General features: G+C 69.6%; 24 protein-coding genes. 7 read left to right on the forward strand and 17 right to left on the reverse strand.

Annotated features, from left to right (window positions below; genetic code table 11):
- Positions 1–14: 14 nt before the first annotated feature.
- From J2Z79_RS15175 to J2Z79_RS15185, 3 genes are all read right to left on the reverse strand, one after another.
- Positions 15–1790, reverse strand: coding sequence for a stalk domain-containing protein (locus J2Z79_RS15175; RefSeq protein WP_209467741.1), 1776 nt, complete (start codon positions 1788–1790; stop codon positions 15–17).
- Between the two features lie 140 nt (positions 1791–1930).
- Positions 1931–2548 (reverse strand): GTP cyclohydrolase I FolE, encoded by a 618-nt coding sequence (folE, locus tag J2Z79_RS15180; RefSeq protein ID WP_209467742.1) that lies wholly within the window; start codon positions 2546–2548, stop codon positions 1931–1933.
- Positions 2521–3144 carry a DedA family protein gene (locus J2Z79_RS15185; protein WP_209467743.1) on the reverse strand — a complete coding sequence of 208 codons (624 nt, stop codon included), beginning with the start codon at positions 3142–3144 and terminating at the stop codon, positions 2521–2523. The genes folE and J2Z79_RS15185 overlap by 28 nt, the downstream gene beginning before the upstream one ends.
- 119 nt (positions 3145–3263) lie before the next feature.
- On the opposite strand from J2Z79_RS15185, the gene J2Z79_RS15190 reads away from it, so the two are divergent.
- Positions 3264–3719 (forward strand): DUF2203 domain-containing protein, encoded by a 456-nt coding sequence (locus J2Z79_RS15190; protein WP_209467744.1) that lies wholly within the window; start codon positions 3264–3266, stop codon positions 3717–3719.
- A gap of 148 nt (positions 3720–3867) precedes the next feature.
- Here J2Z79_RS15190 and J2Z79_RS15195 read toward each other — a convergent pair whose 3' ends face one another.
- Positions 3868–4206, reverse strand: a complete 339-nt coding sequence (locus J2Z79_RS15195; RefSeq protein ID WP_209467745.1) for a hypothetical protein — start codon at positions 4204–4206, stop codon at positions 3868–3870.
- 96 nt (positions 4207–4302) lie between these two features.
- Here J2Z79_RS15195 and J2Z79_RS15200 point away from each other — a divergent pair, with 96 nt between their 5' ends.
- The gene (locus tag J2Z79_RS15200) at positions 4303–4770 is read left to right on the forward strand and encodes a GNAT family N-acetyltransferase (protein WP_209467746.1); all 468 of its coding nucleotides are present in this window, start codon (positions 4303–4305) and stop codon (positions 4768–4770) included.
- 71 nt (positions 4771–4841) lie between these two features.
- On the opposite strand, the gene J2Z79_RS19000 is transcribed toward J2Z79_RS15200, so the two are convergent.
- The 10 genes from J2Z79_RS19000 to J2Z79_RS15250 form a co-directional block, all read right to left on the reverse strand.
- Positions 4842–5687, reverse strand: coding sequence for a DUF2268 domain-containing putative Zn-dependent protease (locus tag J2Z79_RS19000; RefSeq protein ID WP_209467747.1), 846 nt, complete (start codon positions 5685–5687; stop codon positions 4842–4844).
- Positions 5688–5770: 83 nt separating this feature from the next.
- Positions 5771–6334 (reverse strand): histidine phosphatase family protein, encoded by a 564-nt coding sequence (locus J2Z79_RS15210; RefSeq protein ID WP_209467748.1) that lies wholly within the window; start codon positions 6332–6334, stop codon positions 5771–5773.
- A 185-nt stretch (positions 6335–6519) separates the two neighbouring features.
- Positions 6520–6705, reverse strand: coding sequence for a hypothetical protein (locus J2Z79_RS15215; protein WP_209467749.1), 186 nt, complete (start codon positions 6703–6705; stop codon positions 6520–6522).
- Between the two features lie 48 nt (positions 6706–6753).
- Positions 6754–7608, reverse strand: coding sequence for a carbohydrate ABC transporter permease (locus J2Z79_RS15220; RefSeq protein WP_209467750.1), 855 nt, complete (start codon positions 7606–7608; stop codon positions 6754–6756).
- Complete coding sequence (locus tag J2Z79_RS15225) at positions 7592–8527, reverse strand: carbohydrate ABC transporter permease (protein ID WP_209467751.1); 936 nt, start codon at positions 8525–8527, stop codon at positions 7592–7594. Before J2Z79_RS15225 ends, J2Z79_RS15220 begins: the two co-directional genes overlap by 17 nt.
- 79 nt (positions 8528–8606) lie before the next feature.
- Positions 8607–9944, reverse strand: coding sequence for an ABC transporter substrate-binding protein (locus tag J2Z79_RS15230; RefSeq protein ID WP_209467752.1), 1338 nt, complete (start codon positions 9942–9944; stop codon positions 8607–8609).
- A 146-nt stretch (positions 9945–10090) separates the two neighbouring features.
- Positions 10091–11170, reverse strand: coding sequence for a sugar ABC transporter substrate-binding protein (locus tag J2Z79_RS15235; RefSeq protein ID WP_209467753.1), 1080 nt, complete (start codon positions 11168–11170; stop codon positions 10091–10093).
- Positions 11171–11183: 13 nt separating this feature from the next.
- Entirely contained in the window at positions 11184–12503 is a 1320-nt protein-coding gene (locus tag J2Z79_RS15240; RefSeq protein ID WP_209467754.1) for a response regulator, read from the reverse strand.
- A complete protein-coding gene (locus J2Z79_RS15245) occupies positions 12484–14019 on the reverse strand; it encodes a sensor histidine kinase (protein WP_209467755.1) in 1536 nt (511 codons plus the stop codon). Before J2Z79_RS15245 ends, J2Z79_RS15240 begins: the two co-directional genes overlap by 20 nt.
- Positions 14016–14993: a substrate-binding domain-containing protein gene (locus J2Z79_RS15250; RefSeq protein WP_209467756.1), complete on the reverse strand. Its 978-nt coding sequence runs from the start codon at positions 14991–14993 to the stop codon at positions 14016–14018. The genes J2Z79_RS15245 and J2Z79_RS15250 overlap by 4 nt, the downstream gene beginning before the upstream one ends.
- Positions 14994–15163: 170 nt before the next feature.
- Between J2Z79_RS15250 and J2Z79_RS15255 the strand changes: the two genes are divergently transcribed.
- From J2Z79_RS15255 to J2Z79_RS15265, 3 genes are read left to right on the forward strand one after another with little or no spacing between them, the layout of a single operon-like run.
- Entirely contained in the window at positions 15164–16351 is a 1188-nt protein-coding gene (locus J2Z79_RS15255) for a trans-sulfuration enzyme family protein (RefSeq protein ID WP_209467757.1), read from the forward strand.
- A gap of 58 nt (positions 16352–16409) precedes the next feature.
- Positions 16410–17462, forward strand: a complete 1053-nt coding sequence (locus J2Z79_RS15260) for a cation diffusion facilitator family transporter (RefSeq protein WP_209467758.1) — start codon at positions 16410–16412, stop codon at positions 17460–17462.
- Positions 17463–17510: 48 nt separating this feature from the next.
- A complete protein-coding gene (locus tag J2Z79_RS15265) occupies positions 17511–18005 on the forward strand; it encodes a YajQ family cyclic di-GMP-binding protein (protein ID WP_342589511.1) in 495 nt (164 codons plus the stop codon).
- Positions 18006–18066: 61 nt separating this feature from the next.
- On the opposite strand, the gene J2Z79_RS15270 is transcribed toward J2Z79_RS15265, so the two are convergent.
- Positions 18067–20160: a bifunctional metallophosphatase/5'-nucleotidase gene (locus J2Z79_RS15270; protein ID WP_209467759.1), complete on the reverse strand. Its 2094-nt coding sequence runs from the start codon at positions 20158–20160 to the stop codon at positions 18067–18069.
- Positions 20161–20385: 225 nt separating this feature from the next.
- Here J2Z79_RS15270 and J2Z79_RS15275 point away from each other — a divergent pair, with 225 nt between their 5' ends.
- A complete protein-coding gene (locus J2Z79_RS15275; RefSeq protein WP_209467760.1) occupies positions 20386–20955 on the forward strand; it encodes a 3-hydroxyacyl-CoA dehydrogenase NAD-binding domain-containing protein in 570 nt (189 codons plus the stop codon).
- A gap of 66 nt (positions 20956–21021) precedes the next feature.
- Here J2Z79_RS15275 and J2Z79_RS15280 read toward each other — a convergent pair whose 3' ends face one another.
- Positions 21022–21750: a YebC/PmpR family DNA-binding transcriptional regulator gene (locus J2Z79_RS15280; protein ID WP_209467761.1), complete on the reverse strand. Its 729-nt coding sequence runs from the start codon at positions 21748–21750 to the stop codon at positions 21022–21024.
- Between the two features lie 323 nt (positions 21751–22073).
- On the opposite strand from J2Z79_RS15280, the gene infA reads away from it, so the two are divergent.
- Positions 22074–22301 (forward strand): translation initiation factor IF-1, encoded by a 228-nt coding sequence (gene infA / locus J2Z79_RS15285; RefSeq protein ID WP_209467762.1) that lies wholly within the window; start codon positions 22074–22076, stop codon positions 22299–22301.
- Between the two features lie 157 nt (positions 22302–22458).
- Here infA and J2Z79_RS15290 read toward each other — a convergent pair whose 3' ends face one another.
- On the reverse strand, positions 22459–22656 hold the full coding sequence (locus tag J2Z79_RS15290) for a hypothetical protein (RefSeq protein WP_209467763.1): 198 nt from the start codon (positions 22654–22656) through the stop codon (positions 22459–22461).
- Positions 22657–22766 lie beyond the last annotated feature (110 nt).

Below are 22766 nucleotides of genomic sequence, written 5' to 3' on the forward strand. Positions count from 1 at the left end.
GGGGCTTTCTTGTCTCAGTTCAGGAGCCAGGACTGGCCGGCGAGGATGAAGCCGTGGTCCATCAGGTTGTAGGCCTGGCTGTACAGCTCCGTGCGGGTCGGGGCACCCAGGAGGACCAGGAGCACCTCCCGGCCGTCCCGCCAGGCCGAGGCCACCAGCGTGTAAGCGGCCTTCTCGGTCCAGCCGTTCTTCACGCCCGTCGCGCCGGGGTAGCGCAGGGTGAACAGGTTGCTGTTGGTGAGCTGTCGGTTCCCCCAGGGCCCGGGGATCACGGCCTGGGTCGGGTACATGTACGACCGGAAGCGCGGGTTCTGCAGGGCGTGCTGCGCGATCGCCGCCAGGTCCTCTGCGGTGGAGTAGGGGTCCACCCAGTCGTCCAGGCCCGAGGCGGTGACGAAATACGTGTTCCGGGCGCCCAGCTCGGCGGCCCGCTGGTTCATCAGCCAGGCGAAGGACTCCTCGCTGCCCGAGATGTGCTCGGCGATGGCGACGGCGGCGTCGTTGCCGGAGACCAGCATGAGCCCGTAGAGCAGCTCGCCCAGCGTCCGCTGCTCGCCGGCCCGCAGGTAGACGCTGGTGCCGGGCTGGCTGGCGGCGGTGCTGCTGACGGTGACCACCGAGTTCGGGTTACCCCGCTCCACGGCCAGCAGGGCCGTCATGATCTTGGTGGTGGAGGCGATATAGAGGGGGTCGCGGGCGTTGTACTCGCTCAGCACCGCGCCGGTGGCTGCGTCCATCATGATGTAGGCCTTGGCCGCGGCCGGCGGGTTGCAGACGGTCCCCGCCTCGCCGATGGTCACGGTGTGGGTGGCGTCCGACCAGCTGAGCGGCAGGCCGAAGATGTCGGCCACGTCCCGGGCGGCGACGAATGGCCGGCCGCCGACCACCACCGGGGCGGCCGTGAGGATGCGGAGCTGGCCGTCCAGCCAGCCCTCCACGGAGCCCGGCACCAGCATCAGCTCCCGGCCGGAGAGGCGCGCACGCATGCCGGCGCCGTCCTCGGTGCGCTCCAGGGAGCCGCCCAGGGCGCGCATCGTCTCCGCGAGCGGGACCAGGGTCAGGTCCGCGATGATGGGCACGGCGCCCACGCACTGGCCGCCCGCCTGCAGGAAGGCGCGCTGCTCCAGGATGGGCAGGAAGGGCTCCACCACGGGCTGGCTCCCCAGGGTGCGGGTGTAGCGGTTGGCCACCCAGCCGCGGAGGCCGCCCGGCAGCAGGACCTCCGTCCACTCCGACCCGGGCTCCTCAGTCACGATCTCCAGGCGGGTGCCCAGCGGAACCGTCATCAGGATGGGGGAGGAGGTGCTGGGCGACTGCCGGACGTTCAGCGGCCCGTCGATGACCTCCAGCTGGCCCGGCGGGGCCGTCTGGACGGTGACCGCGGCCGCTTCGCCGTCGTACTCCACCGTCGCGCCGAGCCCCTCGGAGAGGAAGCGCAGGGGCACGTAGGTGCGGTCCTCGATCAGCTGCGCGGGCACGTCCAGCGGGACGCTCCGGCCGTCGACCAGGGCCGTCTGCTCGCCGATGCGCAGCTGGACCGTGCGGCCGCCGAGCGCTGCGGTGACCAGGTCAGGCGGCTCCCAACCCACCTCCGCGCCCAGCGACTCCAGATAGGCCCGCATGGGCACCAGGACGCGGTTCTCCTTGAGAATGGGCACCTGCGGCAGAAACAGCTCCCGTCCGTTGACATAGAGGGCGAGGGGTTGGGTGTCCGTGGCGAGGGCCGGCGCGGCGCTCACCAACAGGGCGGTGGCCGTGACCAGCCCCACCAGCCGTCGGCGTATCGACAAGGTGTTTCACCTCAGTGACTGTATAACTATAGGATTGGACGGGATTTGCCATATGAGGGTTCCCCTGCACTGCGAGGGGATTGGTGGGAAGAGGAGAGCCTCCGTGACCTGCTGTCACGGAGGCTCGGGATGCTTCTGCCTTATCGGGTTCCCCGGATCAGCGCCATTGCCTCGGCCCGGGTGGGGCTGCTGGTCGCGAAGACGCCCCGCACGGCGGAGGTGATGGTGACGGCGCCCGGCTTGCGGACGCCCCGCATGGTCATGCACATGTGCTCGGCCTCGACGACCACCAGGACGCCCTGCGGGTTGAGGTGCTCCATCAGGAGGTCGGCGATCTGCGAGGTCAGGCGCTCCTGAAGCTGCGGGCGGCGGGAGAAGTCCTCCACGATGCGGGCCAGCTTCGAGAGGCCGACAACCCGGCCGCTCCGGGGGATGTAGGCCACGTGGGCCTTGCCGATGAACGGGAGCAGGTGATGCTCGCACATCGACTCGAAGGAGATATCCCGGACGATCACCATCTCCTCGTGGTTTTCGTTGAAGATGGCGGACAGCCGCTCCGCCGGGTCGCGGTGGAGACCGGCGAAGACCTCTTCGTAGAAGTCGGCCACGCGCCGCGGCGTCTCCAGCAGCCCCTCGCGGTTGGGGTCCTCACCGACGGCCTCCAGAATCATCCGGACCGCCTGCTGAATCTTTGCCTTGTCCACTGCCAAGAGGGCCACTTCCTTTCGCACTACCTGGGCCGGCCGGACCGGGCCCATCCGCCCTTTTGGACGGTTGCAGCGCCGCGACTGGTACTGGCCCTCCAGAGGATCCGCCCCCACCAGAGCAGCAGCAGCACCGCCAGGACGATGACAGCGGGCACCAGCCACCGCTCGAGCTGCTCGGGCAGCGAGCCGAGGTACCGGCGGAGCCACCGCCCGGCCGCAAGGGTGCCCAGGGCCCAGGGGATGGCGCCGACGAAGGTGGCGAGGGCGAAGAGGAACGGGTTCATGCGCACCATCCCGGCGGGGATGGACACGTAGTTCCCGATGGCCAGCGGGCGTGCCCAGCAGACGGCGCTGAGCCCCCAGCGGGTGATCAGCCGCTCGATGCGGTCACGAAAACGCGGCGCCAGCCAGGAGAGGGCCACGGGGCCCAGGAGAAGCCCGACCACGTATTGGGCGAGCGACCCCAGGGTGTATCCGAAGCTGAAGCTGACGGTGAGCACGCCCACGGCCGACCAGTCACCGCCGGTCTGCATGCCGATGGTCGCCATGATCAGGCTGCCCGGCCAGGGGATGCCGGTTCCTTCCATGATGCCGGCCAGCAGCAGCGCGGTGATGTGTTCGACGCGGGCATCGAGGATTGTGAGCAACGAATGTCCACCTTTCGGCTCCCGCCGGAGTGGACCGGCGGGGGTTTGACTTCTTCCCTTCGGACTCCGTATAATGCGCGTAAACAGGTCGCACGGCCGAGGGAAGGTGGGGATGGGTCATGGGAAACCGTTATTACACACCGGACGAGGTGAACCGTCTCATTCCCGAACTGGAGCGCATCATCGCCTACCTGCGGCGCCTGGACGCGGAGATCCAGGAGAAGGACTGGCGGCTGCGGCAGCGCAAGGTAGAGGCCCGGCGGCGCGACGACAAGGTAGACACCTACACCTTCTTGCAGGAAGAGGCGGAGCTGGACTTCCTGCGGATCCTCTCCCAGGTGCAGTGTGATCGAATCCGGGAGTTGGGCGGCGAACTGAAGGGCGGGTACCTGGTCGACTTCCCGGCGCTGATCGACGGGCAGGAGGTCCTGCTCTGCTGGCGGCCCGGCGAGCCGGTCGTCAGCTGGTATCACGGCGTCCACGAGGGTATGATGAACCGGAAGCCGCTTCCCGAACCGTGGGACTCCCCGCAGGCGAGCCCGGAGGCCGACCGGTCGGCGGAGCCGGAGGAGTAGCCCGGTCCGTCCCCCAAATACTACGATGGAGGCCGCTGTTTGGTTGCGGCGGGCTGCAACATCCTGATAAAGACAGAACAACCCGGGGGCAACCGCCCCTGGGTTGTTTGACGTCTGCGCGCAGCGTGGCTCCTTCAACGGGGCCCGGTCACTCGCCCTGTCCCAGGGCCTTCTTGGCCAGATAGGCCGCCATGACGCGGTCGAACGTCGCCTGGCTGTACGGGTACGAGACGACGGTCATCAGCACCACCATGCCGTCGCCCCGCTGAAGGTGGACCGAGTCGCACTGGGAGCCGTCGTCGAGGTCCTCCACGAACGCCTCCATTACGGCGGTGGCGGCCTCCTCGGAAAACGGCTTCTCCAGGCCCATCTCCTGACAGATCTGCTTGTAGCGCGCCTCGGGCAGCTTCAGATCCAGGTACTGCTGGATGTACACCCGCGGCTTCCCGCGCTCGGTCGTAGCGCCCTGCCATCGCTCTCCGGCCACAGACGAGGACCCCCTTTCCCCCTCAGTATAGCGACCGGCCGTGTCCTTCTCAACTGATTCGCCGCATAGGGATTCTGGCTGAGGGAGGGGTGGGGCATGGTGCAGGTCCGAACCTATCGAGCGGCAGAGCTTCCCGTGGTGCTGGCGCGCGGTGCCGCCTCCGCCCGGGACCAGCTGGTGGCGCGCGAGGTGCCGCTGGCCCGGGAGGACGCGGTGCGGTACCAGTTCCACACGATGTACCGGATGGTGCTCGCCACGCCCGACAGCGCGCTCCTGGTCGCCGACCCGGACGGCGGCGGGCCGGTGGGGCACGTGCTGCTGCTGCCGCAGGCGAACCCGTTCACGGGCGCGCCCGAGGTGGTAGTGATGGACATTTGGGTCCACCCGGACCTGCGCGCCCGCGGCATTGGCTCGCGCCTTCTGGTCGAGGCGGAGCGGCACGCCCGCCGGATCGGCGCCCGGGGCCTTGTGGCCCAGATCGCGCTGCACAACGCGGCCTCCCTGGCGCTGTTCAACCGGGCCGGCTTCGCCGCCGAGCGGGTGGTGGCGGGCAAGGGCTGGTGATGTGGTCGCCCCGGTGCGGGTTTCAGCCCGGCGGGCGATGGGATGGGTCGGCGCCGGGGTTGCGACGGAACTCAACCGAGGCGGCGGAGAATCTCCGCGGAGGGGAGCACGAGCAGCTCGCCGATGGAACCGGGGCCGTAGCGGTCCAGGTAGCGCCGGCAGAGGGAGTACCCCACCCAGTAGCCGCTGATGGGCGCGTCGCAGGCGAAGTACCGGGCGAAGACCTCCATCCCCCCGGCGCCGAACTCCCGCGCCGCCGCGGCCACCGCCAGGGCGTCGTTGGCCCGGTGCCAGTGGAGGCGCCCCGGGTCCATGAAGGTGGCCAGGGTTTCCCGGCCCAGCAGCAGGTCGGTGAAGGTCAGGGCCGTGCCCTCCAGCATCACCATGTCCAGCAGGCTGAGCAGGCGCGGGGTGGGGGGCAGCCCCAGCGCCTCCATCCGGACGGCGTGGGCCGCCTCGTGGGGCAGCATCTCCACCACCTCGTCGGGGTGGTACCAGTACTTGGGGCCGGGCGGCGGCGCGGGGGAGAAGCGCTCCAGGCCGAGCGCGATGGCCGGCCGCCCCTCGACCGCGATGGTGGCGGCGGGCGCGGCGAAAAACAGCGTGGCGAGGTAGAGGCGCGGCGACCGTCCCGGCAGCAGCGGGCGCAGCCCGTCCATGATCTGCCGGGCCCGCTGCTCCATGCGGTAGGCCGGGGCGGGCCGCAGGGCGGTGTGCAGGGCGGGGGCAAGGCGGCTGACCGCCCCGGGAAGCCCCTCCGGCCCCAGCAGGGCCGGGCCGTAGGTCTCGGCCAGCCCGTCGAAGTACGCGCGGTTGGGGCGGTAGGCGATGTTGTGGAAGGCCGGCCAGAGGGGCGATCCGTGGCCGGCCGCCTCCAGGGCCAGCAGCACGTCGCGATAGACGGGGACAGCGCTCACGGGGACCACCTCGGCCCCAGCCTATGCGGCGGCGAACCGCCCTGCCGCTCCAGGCCCGGCCGGCGGACCTCAGGAGTGACCGCCTACCACGCCCCGAACGGCTGCACCAGGCGCATGCTCCTCGTGTCGACCACGCAGTAGTCGGGCATTCTGATCCTGGCCCAGTCGGCCGGGTTGACCCGGCCCTGGCCCTGCAGGTGGCTGAGGTAGAGGGAGAGGACCGTGCCGTGGGAGACCACGATGAGGTCGCGTCCCCGGGCGTCCTCCGGCAGAGCAGTGATCGCCCGGACGAAGCGCGCCAGCGCCGCGCCGGCCGTCTCCCAGCCCTCGGCCGCCGGCCGGTCCGGGAAGCGGAAGAGGGCCGCCATCACCTCGTCGTGGTTGGGGACGAAGGAGGCCTTGTGCAGTTCACCCAGGTCGGCCACGGTCTCCGGAGGCGGAAGATGGTTGAACCCGGCGATGTACGCTGCGGTCTGGAATGCCTTGGGCTCCTCGCTGCTCACGATCCGGTATGCCGCGGACCAGTGCGGAAGCGAGGCGAGTTGCTTCAGCTCGGGCTCGCCCGCCGGGTCGAGGGACCACTCGGAGTGGTGCCGGGTCGGATCCATGTGCGGCCTGGCGTGCCGCACCAGGTACAGGCGGTTCATCGCGCGGAACTTCCCTCCCGGGTCTGGGTCGACGGCCCACGGGCCCTCGGAGAGGCCCTGCTGATGGCCCCTCGCTTTCTGTGACGCTGATCTCCGGATGCACGAACAGGGTTTCGCGATCTCAGGCTGCAGTGATCGGGGTTGACCACGTGTTGAGGAGGGGGCGTGCGCCCCCTCCTCGCGGCCTACTTCTGGGATTGCGATGACCCCGGGTGATTGGAGTAGTAATGCTGGGTGATGGGGATCGTGCGGCGGACCTTGGTCATCCGCAGGTTCCCCTCGACCTTCTCCACGTCCTCCGGGTTGTACCGCTGCCGGGTCTCCCACTCGTCGGTCTGCTGCTGGACCTCGGGTGGCAGAATCTCGGACATGCCTGGCACCTCCTGACCAGAGTAGGGCCAGGCTATAGCATTCCCGGATCAGCCCTTCACGGCGCCGGCCATCAGCCCGCGCACGTACCAGCGGCCCAGCAGGATGTAGACCAGCAGCGTCGGCAGCGCGGCGATGAGCGCCGCGGCCATCTGCACGTTCCACTGCACGATCTGGCTGCCGGACAGGTTCTGCAGCGCCACCATGATCGGCTGCTTGGTGGACTGCGTGATGGAGACGGCGAAGAGGAACTCGTTCCAGATCTGGGTGAACTGCCAGATGCCCACCACCACGAACCCCGGCAGCGAGAGCGGCAGGGCGATGCGGACGTAGGTGCCCCACACGCCGGCGCCGTCGATGCGGGCGGCGTCCATCAGCGAGTCGGGGATCTGGGCGTAGAAGTTGCGGAACATCAGCGTGGTGATCGGGATGCCGTAGACCACGTGCACCAGCACCAGCCCGGCGATGGTGTTGTACAGCTGGATCTCCTGCAGGAACCGGATCAGCGGGATGAGGATCGACTGGTAGGGCACGAACATGCCGAAGAGCAGCCAGGTGAAGACCTGGTCGGCGTAGCGGAACCGCCACTTGGCCAGCACGTACCCGTTGAGCGACCCCACCAGCGCCGAGATGATGGTCGCCGGGATGACCAGCCGGAAGGTGTTGATCAGGTTGGGGCGCAGCTTCTCGAGGGCGACGGCGTAGCTCTGGAAGCTGATGGACCGCGGCCACTCCCACATCTGCTCCAGCGTGATCTGATCCAGCGGCTTGAGGCTGGTGGCCAGCATCACGTAGACCGGCGTGAGGAAGAAGAGCGCCACCAGGATCATGAGGGCGTAGAGCGCGGGCGCCTTGAGGCGGCTCGCCGGCCCGCGGGGGGCGGGACTCCTAGTTGATGTCGACATCGCCCAGATCCCTCCGCCCTCTGCCAAGCAGGTACGGCACGGTCACGGCCGCCGAGAGGATCAGCATGACCATGGCGATGCCGGCGCCGTTGGCGTAGTGGTTGCCCCGGAACGAGGTCTCGAACATGTACACGCCGGGGACGTCGGTGACGTAGCCGGCCCCCGGGCCCGTCATCGCGTAGACCAGGTCGAAGGTCTTCAGCGAGACGTGGGCCAGCATGATCACGATGGTGATGGTCATCGGCCGCAGCATCGGCAGGATGACGTAGCGGAACTTCTGCCACTCGGTGGCGCCGTCCACGCTGGCCGCCTCCCGCACCTCCTCGGGGATCGACTGCAGCCCGGCCAGGTAGGTGGCCATCGCGAAGCCCGACTGCTGCCAGACGCCGGCGATGACCACCGCAAGGATCGCCAGCGGCAGGCCGAACTGGATCCGGCCGAGGGCGATCTTGGGGACGACCTGCGTGCTCACGTACCAGAGCGGGGGGTTCTCCACCCCCAGCGCCCTCAGCCAGAGGTTGACGCCCGTCGAGGGGTTCAGGATCCACTGCCAGACCACGCCCGTCACGACGAACGAGAGGGCCATGGGGAAGAGGAAGACGTTGCGGAAGAACGCGGCCCCCCGGAGCTTCTGGTCGACCAGCACCGCCAGCGCCAGGCCGATGACCAGGCACGAGCCGATGAAGAGGACGCTGAAGAAGAGCGTGTTGCGCAGGTCCGACTGGAAGCGGAAGTCCCTGAACAGGTAGGCGTAGTTCTTGAGCCCTGCGAAGGAGAAGTCCGGGACGAAGGTGTTCCAGTTGGAGACCGAGACGTATCCGGTCCAGCCGATGAAGCCGTAGACGAAGATGGCGATCAGGATGATGGAAGGCAGTACCATCAGGAACGGCACGAACCGTTCCAGCCGTTGGCCGTGCATGGCGACGCACCCCCGCGAAGGGTGAAGGAGGAGGGCCGGCCCACGCGCGGAGTCGGCCCTCCCTGCGATTGACCCTGTATTACTTGAGCTCGGCGCCGGCCGCCGCCACCAGGTCGGCGACCGCCTGGTCCACGTTGCCCGTGGTGACGAAGACCGTGATCACCTGGGTGATCTTCTCGGAGAAGCCGGGGCTGGCCGCCGACCCGTGCGCGATGGACGGGGTCAGCTCGTTGGTCGACCAGTCCTGCATGGCCTCCTTGCTGTAGTCGTCGTACTTGCTGACGTCGGCGTCGGTCCGGGCGGGAATCGAGCCCTTGAGCGGGTTGAAGACGTCCTGGCCCTCCCTGGAGCCCAGCACCTTCAGGAACTCGATGGTCGCCTCCCGGTGCTGGATGCCCTTCGGCAGGCCGAAGGTGTCCGAGATCACCATGAAGGTGCCCTCGGTGTTCCAGGACGGCGCCCAGCCGAAGTCCACGTTCCCCTTCAGGTTCAGGTCGGTGGTGAAGTAGCCCTTCGCCCAGTCGCCCATCACGTTCATGGCCGCCTTGCCCTGGGCCACCAGCTGCGAGGCATCCTGCCAGTTGCGGGCGGCGTGGTCGTCGTTGACGTACTGCAGCATCCGCTTGAAGGTCTCCAGCGCCTCGCGCACGCCGGGGTCGTCCCACGAGACCGAGCCGTCGAACAGGCCGTTGTACTTCTCCGGCCCGATGACGCCCAGCAGCACCGACTCGAACAGGTGCAGCGCGGTCCAGGGCTCCTTGTCGCCCAGCGCCAGCGGGGTGATCCCCTTGGCCTTCAGGGCCTCGGCCACCGTGAAGAACTCGTCGAAGGTGGTCGGCGGGGTGAGGTTGTTCTCGTCGAAGACCTTCTTGTTGTAGAACATCACGTTGCCGCGGTGGATGTTCACGGCGACGCTGTAGACGTTGCCGTCCTTGCTCATCATCTCGACGAGCTGCTTCGGGAAGACGTCGTACCAGCCTTCAGACTCGTAGAGGAAGTTGAGTGGCTCCATCTTGTCGGCCGCCACCCAGGTGTCGAGCAGCTCGTGGCCCGCGTGCACCTGGAACGTGTCGGGCGGGTTGCCGCCGCTCATGCGGCTGGCGAGAACCGCCTTGGCGTTGGTGCCGGCGCCGCCGGCCACCGCCGCGTTGATGACCTCGATGTCCGGGTGCTTCTCGGTGAAGAGCTTGATCAGGCCCTCGAGGCCGGCGGCCTCGCCTGCGCCCGTCCACCAGGAGAAGATCTCGACCTGCTTCTCGCCGCCGGCCTCACTGCCGGAGACCGGGGACTGGGATCCGGACGGCTGGTTCGACCCGCCCTGGTTCGCGGGCTGGGACGGTGCACCGCCGCAGCCGGCAGCCAGCAGCAAGGCGGCGCAGAGCGTCGCGACGAGACTTACCTTCACGGTGCGCTTCATCTGTGCGATCCCCCCGTGTGCAGAGTCTGACACCTATTTCAGGGTAACACTTGCCCCCCGGTGACCGCCCTGCACGATCCTGTCCTCTTGCTGGACGGGTTGGTTCACCGGGGGGCCGGAGCGCGTCCTCACCGGACGAATCTGTGCTAGTTGGGGATGCCAAGAATGTCCTCCTTGCGGTGGAAGCCGTCGGCCACGACGGTCTCCATCCAGTTGGTCCCGTCCACGGCCACCGGTTCCAGCAGCAGCGTCGGGACGTCATGCTTCCCGTTGGACGTGGCCGCCGGCGCGTCCGGGCGCCCGCCCCTGGCCAGGGCGACCGCCACCTCGGCGGCAGCGGCCGCCAGCTCCTTGATGGGCTTGTAGACGGTCATGGTCTGCGTGCCGGCCAGAATGCGCTGCAGCGCGTCCAGGTCGGCGTTCTGGCCGGCGACCGGCACCCGGCCCGCCAGCCCGTGGCGGGCGAGGGCGGCGACGGCGCCGCGCGCGGCCGCGTCGTCCGCCGCAATCACGGCGTCGAAGGGCGGCTCAGCCGGTGGAAGCCCTTCGGCGGCAGGATCAGTGGCCGCCCCATCGGATGCGCCCCAGCCGGTCAGCAGCCGGTCGACCAGGGCCTCGGCCTCCTCCGGGGTGAGGCCGGGGATCAGCTCATCCAGCACGATCTCGATCTGCCCGTCGGCCTTGAGCGGTTCCAGCACGCTGTACACGCCGCGCCGCAGCAGGTAGGCGCTGTGGTCCGCCGACGCGCCGCCCAGGAGCACGTACCGCCCCCGGGGCACCCGCCCGACCAGGTACTCGGCCTGCATCGCGCCCGCCCGCTCGTGGTCAAAGGCGAGGTAGAAGTCCAGGTCCACGTAGGTGATCAGCCGGTCGTAGGCGACGACCTTCACGCCCGCCTCCCGCGCCGCCCTGACGATGGGTCCCATGGTCGCCGCGTCGTGCGCGACGACGACGAGGACGTCCACGCCGCGGGCGATCATGTTCTCCGCCTGGCTCATCTGGAGGAAGGTGTCTCCGGAGGCGGCCTGTACGATCACCTCTGCGCCGAGCTCGCGCGCCCGGGCCACGAACAGGTCGCGGTCGCGCTGCCAGCGCTCCTCCTGCAGCGTGTCCAGGCTGAAGCCGATGAGGATCCCGGGGTCGGACTCGCCCAGGCCGGCCTGCTGCGCGCCGCAGGACGAGAGGAGCAGGGCGAGGGCCGCCAGCAGGGCGGTGAGACAGCGCACGTGCCACGCCTCCCTAGACCAGGCTTGTGCGGTACTCGGTGGGCGTCTGCCCCGTGACCTTCTTGAAGACCCGGCTGAAGTAGTTGGGGTCGTTGTAGCCCACCGCGAAGCAGGTCTCCTTGATGGTCACCGCCGGGTCCGCCAGGAGGCGCTTCGCCGTCTCGATGCGGACGCGCGTGAGGTAGTCGACGACGCTCTCGCCGCAGACCCGGCTGAAGATCTTCGAGAAGTAGTAGGGGGTGAGGGAGACCTCCCGGGCCACCCGCTCGAGGGAGAGGTCCTCGGCGAAGTGCTCCTCGATGAACCGCTTGCCCGTCTCCACGGCCGTCAGCACGGCCGGCGTCGGCCGCCAGCGGTCGGGGAGGTGCGGGGGGGCCAGCCGGGGGTCGCCCCCCTCCGGCAGGAGCCCCTCCTCCAGGTCGCCGAAGTGGGTGACCTTCTCCGACACGTCCTCGAAGCGGAAGGCGGCCTGGGCCTCCTGGTAGGAGCGGAGGAACGCCCCCGGGGTCGCCGGTGTGCCGATGCCCGCCCGCAGCCGCACGCCCGTCTGCTCCTTCACCCGGTCGCGCAGGCGCCGGGCCAGCGCGGAGGACCACGTGCGGGCGTGGTACTCGTCGATGGGCAGGTCCACGGCGATGAGCAGCGGCGTCACCCCGTCCTCCTCCGGCCCGACGACGCACGTGCAGAGGGAGTGGGCCAGGGACCGGAGGTACTGGAAGGCCCGGTTCTTCAGGTCGGTGCGCTCGGCCTCCGGCATGTCGGGGGGCAGCGACCGGGCCGTGAGGCCCAGGACCATGCAGAGGCCGGCCTGCAGCTCGACGCCGAGAAACTGCTGCAGGGTGGCGCGCCGGTCGGGGCAGTCGCCGCTGATGAGCAGCCGGAAGAGCTCGGCCTCCGCCAGCGGGCGGACCAGGGAGAGCTGTTCCTTGTGCGCCAGGTCGTCCTGCCGGCGCTGCCGCTCCGAGGCGATCTCCCGGGCCAGGCGGCGCAGGAGGTCCACCATCTGGTCCCGCTTGACGGGCTTCAGCAGGTAGTCCGCCGCGCCCAGCCGCAGGGCCTCGCAGGCGAAGTGGAAGTAGTCGTAGGCGCTCACGATGACGCAGCGGGTGTCGGGGCAGCGGTTCCGGATCTCGTGCAGGGCCTCCAGCCCGGTGAGCCCGGGCATCTGGATGTCCAGCAGGATCACGTCGGGGTGCAGGCGCTCGGCCAGGTCCACGGCCTGGGTGCCGGTGCCGGCCTCGCCGACCACCTCGGCCTCGGGCAGGTGGCGCTGAACCAGGACGCGCAGGGCCTCCCGCTCGATGGGCTCGTCGTCAGCCACCAGGATGCGCATGGTTCTCCCCCCCGTGTCGTTCCTCGGACGCCCCGGCCGGGAGCCACTCCTGGCGGTAGGGCAGCTCGATCAGGCAGCGCGTCCCCCGGCCGGGGGCGCTCTCGATCTGGAAGCCGGCCTCGCCCCGGTAGAACAGGTCGAGGCGGCGCCTCACGTTGTAGATCCCCAGTCCGGTGGAGTGGCCCAGGGCGTGGATCTCGGCCGTGCCCTCCATCAGCGCCTGGAGCCGATCCTCCGGGATGCCCACGCCATCGTCCGCAACGGAGACCTGCACCCGGTCGCCTGCGCGCTTCACCGCCAGCGCCACGGTTCCCCCGTGCTCCCGGGAACCGATGCCGTGCAGCACAGCGTTCTCCACCAGCGGCTGCACCATGAGGCACGGGATGGTGAGCGCCAGGGCGGACTCGTCCACCTCGCAGGTGAAGCGGATGCGCTCGCGGAAGCGCTCCTGCTGGATCGTCATGTAGCGGCGGACCTGCGCGACCTCCTCCGCCAGCGTCACCGGCCGGTCCGGCGCCCGCAGGCTGTAGCGCAGGAGGTCGGCCACCGTCTCCAGCAGGCCGCAGGTCCGGTCGGCTCCCTCGATCAGGGCCGTCTTGGCCACCATGTTCAGGGTGTTGAAGAGGAAGTGGGGGTTCACCTGCGACTGCAGGGCGCGCAGCTCGGCCTCCCGGAGGAGGCTCTGGGTCTGCAGGTTCTCCATCTCCTCGTGGCGCAGCCGCCGCTCCAGCTCCGCCTTGGAGGCCAGCTCCGCCATGTGGCGCCTGAGGCTCTCCTGCATCTGGTTGAAGGCCTGGCCCACCACCCGGATCTCCTCGTCGGTGCCCACGGGCACCGCGGGGCCGGTCAGGTCCCCGCCGGCGATCCGGCGCGCCGCACCCGCCAGGGCCTGCAGCGGGTCGGTGACGCTGCGGGCGAAGGACCACGCCGCCGCCACCACCAGCGCGATGACCGCCGCGAGCACCCCGAGCGCCAGGTTCTGCAGCAGCCGGTCGCGCGTAAGCACTTCGGGGTAGACCTGCCGGAACGCCTCGAGCTCTGCCGAGAGCAGGCGGTCCGCGGTCTCCCGCACGTACCGGGCGATGGTGGCCGCCTCCCGGTCGTGCTCGTAGTACCGGTCGAGGTTGGCGGCGCGGAAGGCGTAGATGGCGGCGCCGGCCTCCACCAGGAAGCTGTCGGTCATGTTGTCGAGGTCGGCCATCAGCCGGGCGCCCCCGGGGCTCACCGTCGTCGTCGGCAGCTCCCGGCGCAGGCGGTAGATCGTCGTGCGCAGCTCGCGGAACCGCGCCTCCGTCTGGTCGGCGGAGGGGCCGGTGGCCAGCTGGCCCAGCGTGCCGGCCGCCTCGTCGACGGCCTGCGTCAGCTCGGCCACGCGGACCAGGTCGGAGAGGCGCTCCTGGTACATCTGCGCGGTGGCCCGGGAGTGGGTGAACATCTGGAGGGCGAAGGCCGAGAGGAGCACCACGATCAGCATCATGGTCGCCGTCAGGCGCCCCTGGACGGTGTTCAGCCTCACCGCCGCCCACCCCCCGACTTGACGGTGACGGGGATGAAGACCTCACGGTCCGGCCGCACGTCGCGCCGCAGGTAGGCCTCCAGCACCTCGACGGCGGTGCGCCCCATGGCCTGCGGGTCCTCCACCATCGAGACGCGGATGACGCCGGAGAGGGAGGCCCTGTCCCAGCCCTGCTCGGTGCGCCAGCCGACCACCAGGACCTGGCGGCTCTCGAAGGATTCCACCGCCTGGGCCACGCCGATGCTGTCGACCTCCGTCGTGGCGTACAGGGCGGTGACCTCCGGGTGTTCCTGCAGGATCTGGAGCGCCCGCTGGCCCGCGACGCTGCGGTTGAGCTGCGACGGCATGACGGCGACGATCTGCACCTCGGGGGCGACCGCCAGGGCGTCGCGGAAGCCCTGCAGCCGCAGGTCGTCGGCCTCGGACCCCAGGTGGCCCCGCACGACGCCCACCACCGCCCGGCCGCCCGTGCGGAGGATCAGCTCTTCGGCGGCCAGGCGGCCTGCCTGGTAGTTGTCGGATCCGACGTACGCCAGGCGGCGGTCCGGTGCGGGCATGTCGGTCTCGACGGTGATGACGGGGATGCCCCGGTCCGCGGCCTTGGCCACGACCTCGGCCAGGGCCGGGTCCGCCGCGCCCTGCGTGATGATGCCGTCCACCTGGGCCGCGGCGGCCATGTCGATCAGCTGCACCTGCTCCTCCACCGACGCGCGCCGCGCCCCCTGCAGCTCCACCGTCACGTTCCGCGCCGCGGCGGCCGCGCTCGCCCCGCGGTGGACCTCCGTCCAGAAGGGGTGGTCCTGCGCGGGGGACACGATCAGGAAGCGCAGGGGCGAGTTCGCGGCGCGGACGGGGATGTCCGCGGCGATCACCGGCTGCCGGCTGATCTGCAGGTTGGCTGCCAGCCCGCCCAGCATCGCCGCGATCAGCAGGGTGAGGCTCACGCGGAGGATCAGGGTAGGAGAGGGTCTCACGGGGATCACCCTCTTCCAGCTAGGTCTAGACTGTTAGTTTCTTAGTGCGTGTCCGAAGTCCTGCCCGGGGGGCGGGCCCCCGCTTCCCCCCGGCCGCGGCCGCAGGAACCCCCTGGACGCCGCCGAATTAGTGAAGGTCCTGAAGTTTTGGGGAAGAGAGGTAAGCAGTCATGCACAGGTCAGCACCGCACCCGAGCAGCCGGATCGACACCCTGGCCGTCCACGCCGGAGACGACCCCTTCCGCTTCCTGGGGGCGGCGGCGCCGCCCATCTTCGAGACGTCGACCTTCGTTTTCCCCTCCTTTTCCGACGCAGTGGCCGCCTTTGCCGATGAGCAGGAGCACTGCGTCTACACCCGGGGGCGGAACCCGACCGTGCGCGTGGTGGAGGAGAAGCTGGCTGCGCTGGAGGGCGCGGAGGCCTGCCGGCTCTTCGGGTCGGGCATGGCCGCAATCTCCGCGGCGATCCTCTCCTGCGTGAAGGCCGGCGACCACATCGTCGCCGTCGACACGGCGTACGGACCGGCCCGCGCCTTCATCACGGGCTACCTCAGCCGGTTCGGCATCACCGCCACGCTGGTGGACGGGCGGGATCCCGCCGAGTGGGAGGCCGCGGTGCGGCCGAACACGGCGCTCTTCTACCTGGAGTCGCCCTCCTCGGGGGTGATGAAGCTCCAGGACGTCCCGGCGGTCACCGCCATCGCCCGGCGGCACGGCATCGCGACGGTCATCGACAACTCCTACTGCACCATGCTGCTGCAGCGCCCCCTGGAGCTGGGCGTCGACCTGGTGGTCTACTCGGGCAGCAAGTACTTCGGCGGCCACTCGGACGTGCTGGCCGGGGCGGTCCTGGGCCCGGCCGAGCGGCTGCGCCGGATCGGCGACGCCGAGTACCCGCTGCTGGGCGGCATCATCGGCCCGTTCGAGGCCTGGCTGGTGGGCCGCGGGCTCCGCACCCTGCCGGTGCGCCTGCGGCAGCACCAGGTGAGCGCAGCCAAGGTGGCCGAGTTCCTGGCGGGCCACGGGCGGGTCGCCCGGGTGCACTACCCCGGCCACCCGTCGCACCCGCAGTACGAGCTGGCGCTGCGGCAGATGCGGGGCGCTTCGGGCCTGCTCTCCTTCGAGCTGGACACCCGCGACCTGAACCAGGTCAGCCGCTTCGTGGACGCCCTGCGCTACTTCCGCCTGGGCGTCTCGTGGGGCGGATACGAGTCGCTGGTCTTCGTGCCGGTCATCGGGGCGATGCGGCGGCTGCCCGAGGCGCAGTGGCCGAACCCCGGCCTGGTGCGGATCCACGTGGGCCTCGAGGACGTGGCTGACCTGATCGGCGACCTGGACCAGGCCCTCCGGGCGCTGTGACTGCACACGGGCCCCCGCCCTGTCCCCGCGCATACTACGGGGGAAGGGAGGGGGCCCGTTGGGATCCAGCATGTCCGCAGAGGCGCGCCAGCGGCTGATCAGCCGCGCCGGTGCGCTGACCATCCTGGTCAACCTGACGCTGACCGTCGCCCGCGGTGCCGCCGCGTTCCTCTCCGGCTCCACCGCCGTCCTGGCCGACGCGGCCAACTCGGGCACCGACATCCTCGCCACGCTGGTGGTGCTGGGGGGCAGCCGGATCGCCGCGCTGCCGCCCGACCGGAACCACCCCTACGGCCACGAGAAGGCCGAGCCGGTGGCCGCCAAGTTCGTCGGCATCATCGTGACCATCGCCGGGCTGGTGACAGGCACCGGGGCGCTGCAGGCGCTGCGGTCCGGCGGGGAGCCCGTCGGGGCGATCGCGGCGGTGGTGACGGCCGCCTCCATCGCCGCCAAGGAGGCCCTGGCCCGGTATCTGGCGCGGCTGGGCCGGCGCATCGGCAGCCAGGCGGTGCTGGCCGACGCGGCCAACCAGCGCACCGACGTGCTCGCATCCGCCGCCGCCCTGGCCGGCGCCCTGGGCGGCCGCTTCGGCCTGCCGCTGCTGGACCCGGTGATGGGCCTCGCCGTCTCCGGCCTGATCCTCCGCATGGGGCTCGGCCTATACTGGCAGGCCGTGCGCGACCTGATGGACCGGGCGCCCGACCCGGAGACCATGGCGCTACTGCGCGCGGCCGCGCGCTCGGTGGCAGGCGTGCGGGAGGTGGGCGAGCTGAAGGCGCGGGTCTTCGGCCCAGCGATCCACGTGGACTGCAAGGTGAGCGTCGACGAGGACCTCACCGTCGCGGAGGGGCACCGCATCGGCAAGCGGGTGAAGGCGGCGATCATGCGGGCCGTGCCCGAGTGCCGCAACGTGCTGGTGCACGTGAACCCCTACCCGGGCATAGCGCCGGACGGGGAGGACCGCGCCGGGTCCGGTGCGGTCGAGGCGAAGGCCCGGCGGGAGCGAGGGGCCTTCGAGGGCGACCTGGGGCCTGCCGGCGCGGTTGGAGCGGACGCCGCGACGCATGCCTGGCAGCAGGGCACGGAAGGCCACATGGATAGAACTTCCTGACCTTATGTGTTAAGATACGAGGGAAACCAGATACGACGAGGTGTTTCTGTGGCTGACTTCTCGTTTGATGTGGTGTCGCGCGTGAACATGGCCGAGGTCGTGAACGCGGTGGACCAGACCCGCCGCGAGATGCAGGCCCGCTTCGACTTCCGCGGCTCGTCCGCCTCCGTCAGCCTCGACGAGAAGAGGGGTGAGATCACGGTCATCGGGGACGACGAGATGAAGCTGAAGAACGTCATCGACATCCTGCAGACGAAGCTGGTCAAGCGGGGCGTGGGACTCAAGGCGCTGGAGTACGGGCGCGTCGAGGACGCGGCGGGCGGCACGGTGCGCCAGGTGATCACGCTGCGCCAGGGCATCCCGCAGGAGAAGGCCAAGCAGATGACGGCTGCCATCCGGGAGTCGAAGCTGAAGGTCAAGGCGGAGATTCGCGGTGACGAGATCCGGGTCTCGGGCCCGAAGAAGGACGACCTGCAGGCGGTGATCCAGCTGCTGCGGGCGAAGGACTTCGGGCTGGAGCTGCAGTTCGTGAACTACCGCTGACGCATGGAACAGGGGCGGTACCCGTCGAGGGGTACCGCCCCGTACGCTTTACACTAAAGAGTTACTCGGGAGGCAGGCGCAGGTCCTCGGGGATGTTGAGCACCTGGACCCGGTTCTGCAGCTCGTAGGTGAGCGGCTCGTCGGCCGAGAGGGCCTTGAAGTGCTCGACCAGCGCCTCCAGCATCACGATGCCCGTGTCGATCTGCCGGTCGGTCAGCTCCGCCAGGATGTAGAGGTTGTCGCCGCCGGAGGCCATGAAGTTGTTGACGACCACCTTGTAGGTCGCATCCATGTCGAGCGGGGTGCCGTCGGCCAGCTTGATCTCCACCACGCGCTCGTCGTCGGGCTTGGCGTAGTCCCAGACGTAGGTGATGCCCGAGACCTGCAGCGGCCGCGGGAAGTTCTCCTTGTTCAGCCGCCGGACGTAGTTGTTCAGCCCCTGCTCCAGCAGCGTCTTGATCTCGCTGCCCTTCATGTCGACGAGCACCAGGGTGTTGCCGAACGGGCTGGTGGTGTAGAGGTCACCCCAGGTGATCCAGCCCTCGTCGTTGGGCGTCAGGTGGGCCCGGATGCCGCCGCCGTTGGTGATGGCGATCTGGGCGCCCTGGGCGCCGGCCAGCATCGCATCGGTGGTGAAGTCGCCGAGGGCGCTCTCACCGGACTGCTCGTAGGTGCGGGAGATCTGCTGCGCCAGCTTGCCGATCGGGCGGGCCTTGATGGGTTCGATCTCGGCGGCCCACTTGGCGACCAGGTCGTTCGCCCACGGGGTCGGGGCCAGGGTCTGGGCCGGGTTCCACACGTCGACCGCAGCCTTGGTCACCTGCTTGTCGGCCCGGTTGATGTAGAGGTCGATACGGGCGAGGCCGGTGCCGTACTGCCCGGACTGGACGGCCGGCACCTTGTTGCCGCCCGCATCCAGCACGTAGCCGGCGGCCATTTCGTGCGAGTGGGCGCCGGTGATGGCGTCGACCCGCTCGGTCACCTGCGCCATCCAGTCGGCGACCTCGTTGGTGACCCGGAGCGGCTCGTCGGCGCTCTGGCTGGCGGCGGCGTGGGCGACGACGACCACCAGGTCAGCGCCGGCCTCCCGCAGGGCCTTGGCCTCGGCGTTGATCACCGGGGCGGGATCGACGAAGTCGAGGCCCTCGATGTTGGCCGCCAGCACGATGCCCTTGGTCTCAGGCGTGGTGATGCCGATGAAGCCGATCTTGTAGCCGCCGACCTCCAGGACTGCGGTGGGGGCCAGCCACTCGGGCCGGTTCTGGGTGCCCTCGAAGAAGATGTTGGCCGAGACCACCGGGTGCTCGGCGGTCTGCAGCAGCCCCTGCAGCGTCGGCACGTTCCAGTCGAACTCGTGGTTGCCCAGGGTGCTGAGGCGTACGCCGACCTTGTTCCGCCACTCCTGCACCGAGGCGCCGTTCACCAGGTTGGAGATGGGGGTGCCCTGGAACGTATCGCCGCCGTCGATCAGGACCGTGTTCGGGTTCTTCAGCAGCTGGCCGGCGATGGCCGTGGTGAAGCGGGCGGCGCCCAACTCCGCGCCGCTGGGCTCCAGGCGGCCGTGGAAGTCGCTGTAGACCAGCAGGCTGATCTTGTCCGTGCCCTCCGGGAGGACCTCGGGCATGGCGAGGTTGATCAGCTTGGCCGCCTCGCCGAGGGTCACCGGCGCATCCAGGTCGAGCTCGCCGGTGTCACGCCCCTGCACCACGCCGCGCAGCAGCAGGTAGGCCAGCGCCTCGCGGGTGGCCTGGTCGGCCCGGGCCGCGTCGGCGTAGCCCTCCAGCACCCGCAGGTCCTGGCCAGACGGGGCCTCTCCGGCCGCCGCCCAGGCGAGCAGCACGATCGCCTCGCCGCGGGTGAGCTGGCCGTCGGGCACGACGCTGAGCGACGACGCGCCCGCCCTGGCGAGCATCTCAAGGTAGATCTGTTCCGACAGGGAGGCATTCAGGTCGATCCCCGCCTCCACCTGCTCAGCCGTGATGATGCCGTCTTCGATCAGTTCGCACGCATACGGAGCGGCCCAGTGGTCGCCGAGGCCGCAGTCTCCGCCGACCGCAGGCACGACCTCAGCGGCGTGCACACCGGCGGGTACGGCGACGACCGAGACCATCAGCGCGACGACTCCCGTGGCGAGAAGCCGCATGAACCGGTTCATGGTATGCCTCCTTCCGGCGCCCGCAGGGCGCTCATGAATTGACAATGGCTTTATACCACAGTTCCAGTTCTGACTCCTTCCCCCTGCCGAAGGGGTGAAGCGAACTCCCCTTTTTCATCAGCCAGTCGGCATTAACCTGAACCTTTCGCATAAGGTGACCCCAGGACAGGGCCGCCGGGATGGACGGCGGCCGCGCACGAAGCGCGCTGGAGGAGGGCGAGCGGGATGATGGAGCGGATCGCGGTCATCGGCGGGACGGCGGCGGGGGTGGAGATCGCCGCCCTGGCCGCCCGGGGCGGTTACGTGACCTGCCTGCACGAGCCGGACCCCGCCGGCCTGGCTGAGGCGGGGCGCCGGGTGCAGGACCGGCTGGACGCGCTGGAGGGGGAGGGGCACGGTGGCGTGCGGGTGGCCCGGAAGGCCCGGGTGCGCCTCGATCCCTCGCTGGACTCGGCGGTGGCGGACGCCGACTTCGTCATCGAGGCCGCCCGAGACGACCTGGCCGGCAAGCGGGAGCTGTTCGCGCGCATCGATGGCCTCGCGCCCGCCCACGCCATCCTGGCCACTTACTCGGCGACGGTCTCCTCGGCCTACCTGGCCTCGGCGACCAGCCGCCCCGACCGGGTGGTCAGCATGGGCTTCTTCGGGCCGCCGCTGGCTCCCGCCGCGGTGGCGATCATCCAGGAGCCGCACCTGACCTCGGAGGTGCTGGCGGTGGTGGCCGAGCTGGTCTGGCGGATGGGCCTGGAGCCGCTGATGCTCCGGCGGGGGCGGGAGCCAGAGGGAGCGGCGTGACCGGGCCCCGGCGCGCAGCGGCCGCACCTCCGGTTCTCCCGGGGCGCGGCCGCCGTGCATGTAGTCTTACGCTTCGTTGATATCGGCATTCGTATATACGTTCTGGACGTCGTCGTGGTCCTCCAGCAGGTCGAGGAGCTTCACCAGCTTCTCCGCGTCCTCGCCGGAGACGGAGACCGTGGTGGTGGGCTGCATCACGACCTCGCCCTTCTCCACGGGGATCCCGGCCGCCTCCAGCGCCTGGAGCACCTGGTTGAGCGCCTCGGGGGCGGTGTGGATCTCGAAGCCGTCCTCGGTGGTCACCAGGTCCTCCGCACCGGCGTCGAGGGCGATCATCATCAGGTCGTCCTCGCTGACCGCGGTCTCGCTCCGGTCGATCTCGATCACGCCGCGCTTCTGGAACATCCAGCTCACGCAGCCCGTCTCGCCCAGCGACCCGCCGTTCTTGGAGAAGATGTGGCGGACGTCGGCGGCGGTGCGGTTGCGGTTGTCGGTGACGATGTTCATCATGATGGCCACGCCGCCCGGGCCGTAGCCCTCGTACACCATCTCCTCGTACCGCTCGGCGCCGGCCAGGCCGGCGCCCCGGGCGATGGCGCGCTGGATGTTCTCGTTGGGCATGTTGGCCTTGCGGGCCGCCGCGATCGCCGTCTTCAGCAGGAAGTTGCTCTCCGGATCAGGACCGCCCTCGCGGGCAGCCTTCATGATGTCCTTGGTAATACGGGAGAAGGTTGCCCCTCGCTCCTGGTCCAGCTTCCCCTTCGAACGCTTGATGTTTTCCCACTTACGACCCAAGGGAGAAACCCCCTCCGTCAGAGTCTACCTGCAGCATTGTAGCACTGCAGGCATACCCGCGACAAGCGACCACCTCGGATTATCCCTGTTAACGGCTCGGCTGGAACTAGCTGGGGAGACCTGGCGAGGGCCCGCGTGCTGGGACGAAGTTATGGTGGCCGGCGCATCCCCGCAGACGGCTGGAGCTGGCATTTCGGGCGGCGCATCCACGGGACGCGGACGGCAGTGCGCTACTGATAACACCTTTTCTGGAATTCGGTGGTGGAAAGCGTGACGTGCGGGGCTCCTGGGTCTATAATGGACAGTGAAGGAGGTGGTGTCTATTGGCGCGGTCGGACATGATTGAGGTCGATGGCGTGATCCTGGAGCCGCGCTCCAACGGCTTCTTCACCGTGAAGCTGGAGCTGGAGAACGAGCCGGAGGTGATCGCCCACCTGGGCGGCAAGCTGCGCCGCAACTACATCCGGGTGGTGCCCGGCGACCGGGTGACCGTGGAGCTGAGCCCGTACGACCTCTCGCGCGGGCGCATCGTCTACCGGTACCGCCACTGAAACCAGTGCAGAACCGACGGAGCGAATCCGCATGCGCGGGATGGTCCCCTTCGGACCGCCGGTTCTGAACTGGTTTGCGCCAGGGGGAGCCCTTCCGGGCTCCCCCTGGGCGCGCGAAGGACGGGACGCCTGTGTACCGGGGGGAGGCCCCCCCGACCTAGAAGTTGACGCTGTCGATCTGATCGATGCGGGTGGCACGGGCCACGCCGTTGGCATTGACCGTGTAGACGATGCCGTTCTCGAATGCGACGACCTTCTGGTTCTCGATCACGACGCCGTCCACGATCAGGCTCGTGTTGAACCCGCCGCCGCGCAGATCCTCGAGCAGCTGGCGGATCGTGGAACTCTGAGGCATGTCCCGTCTCCTCCTCAGTAATCGGTTGAGCGAGCTACGGCATAGCTCTCCCATGGTTAGCCTATGCGTCCCGGCCTCCCGTGTCCCGCGCGAGGCCGGTCGAAGTGGGG

The sequence above is a fragment of the Symbiobacterium terraclitae genome (genome assembly GCF_017874315.1).
Classification (GTDB): Bacteria; Bacillota; Sulfobacillia; order Symbiobacteriales; family Symbiobacteriaceae; genus Symbiobacterium; species Symbiobacterium terraclitae.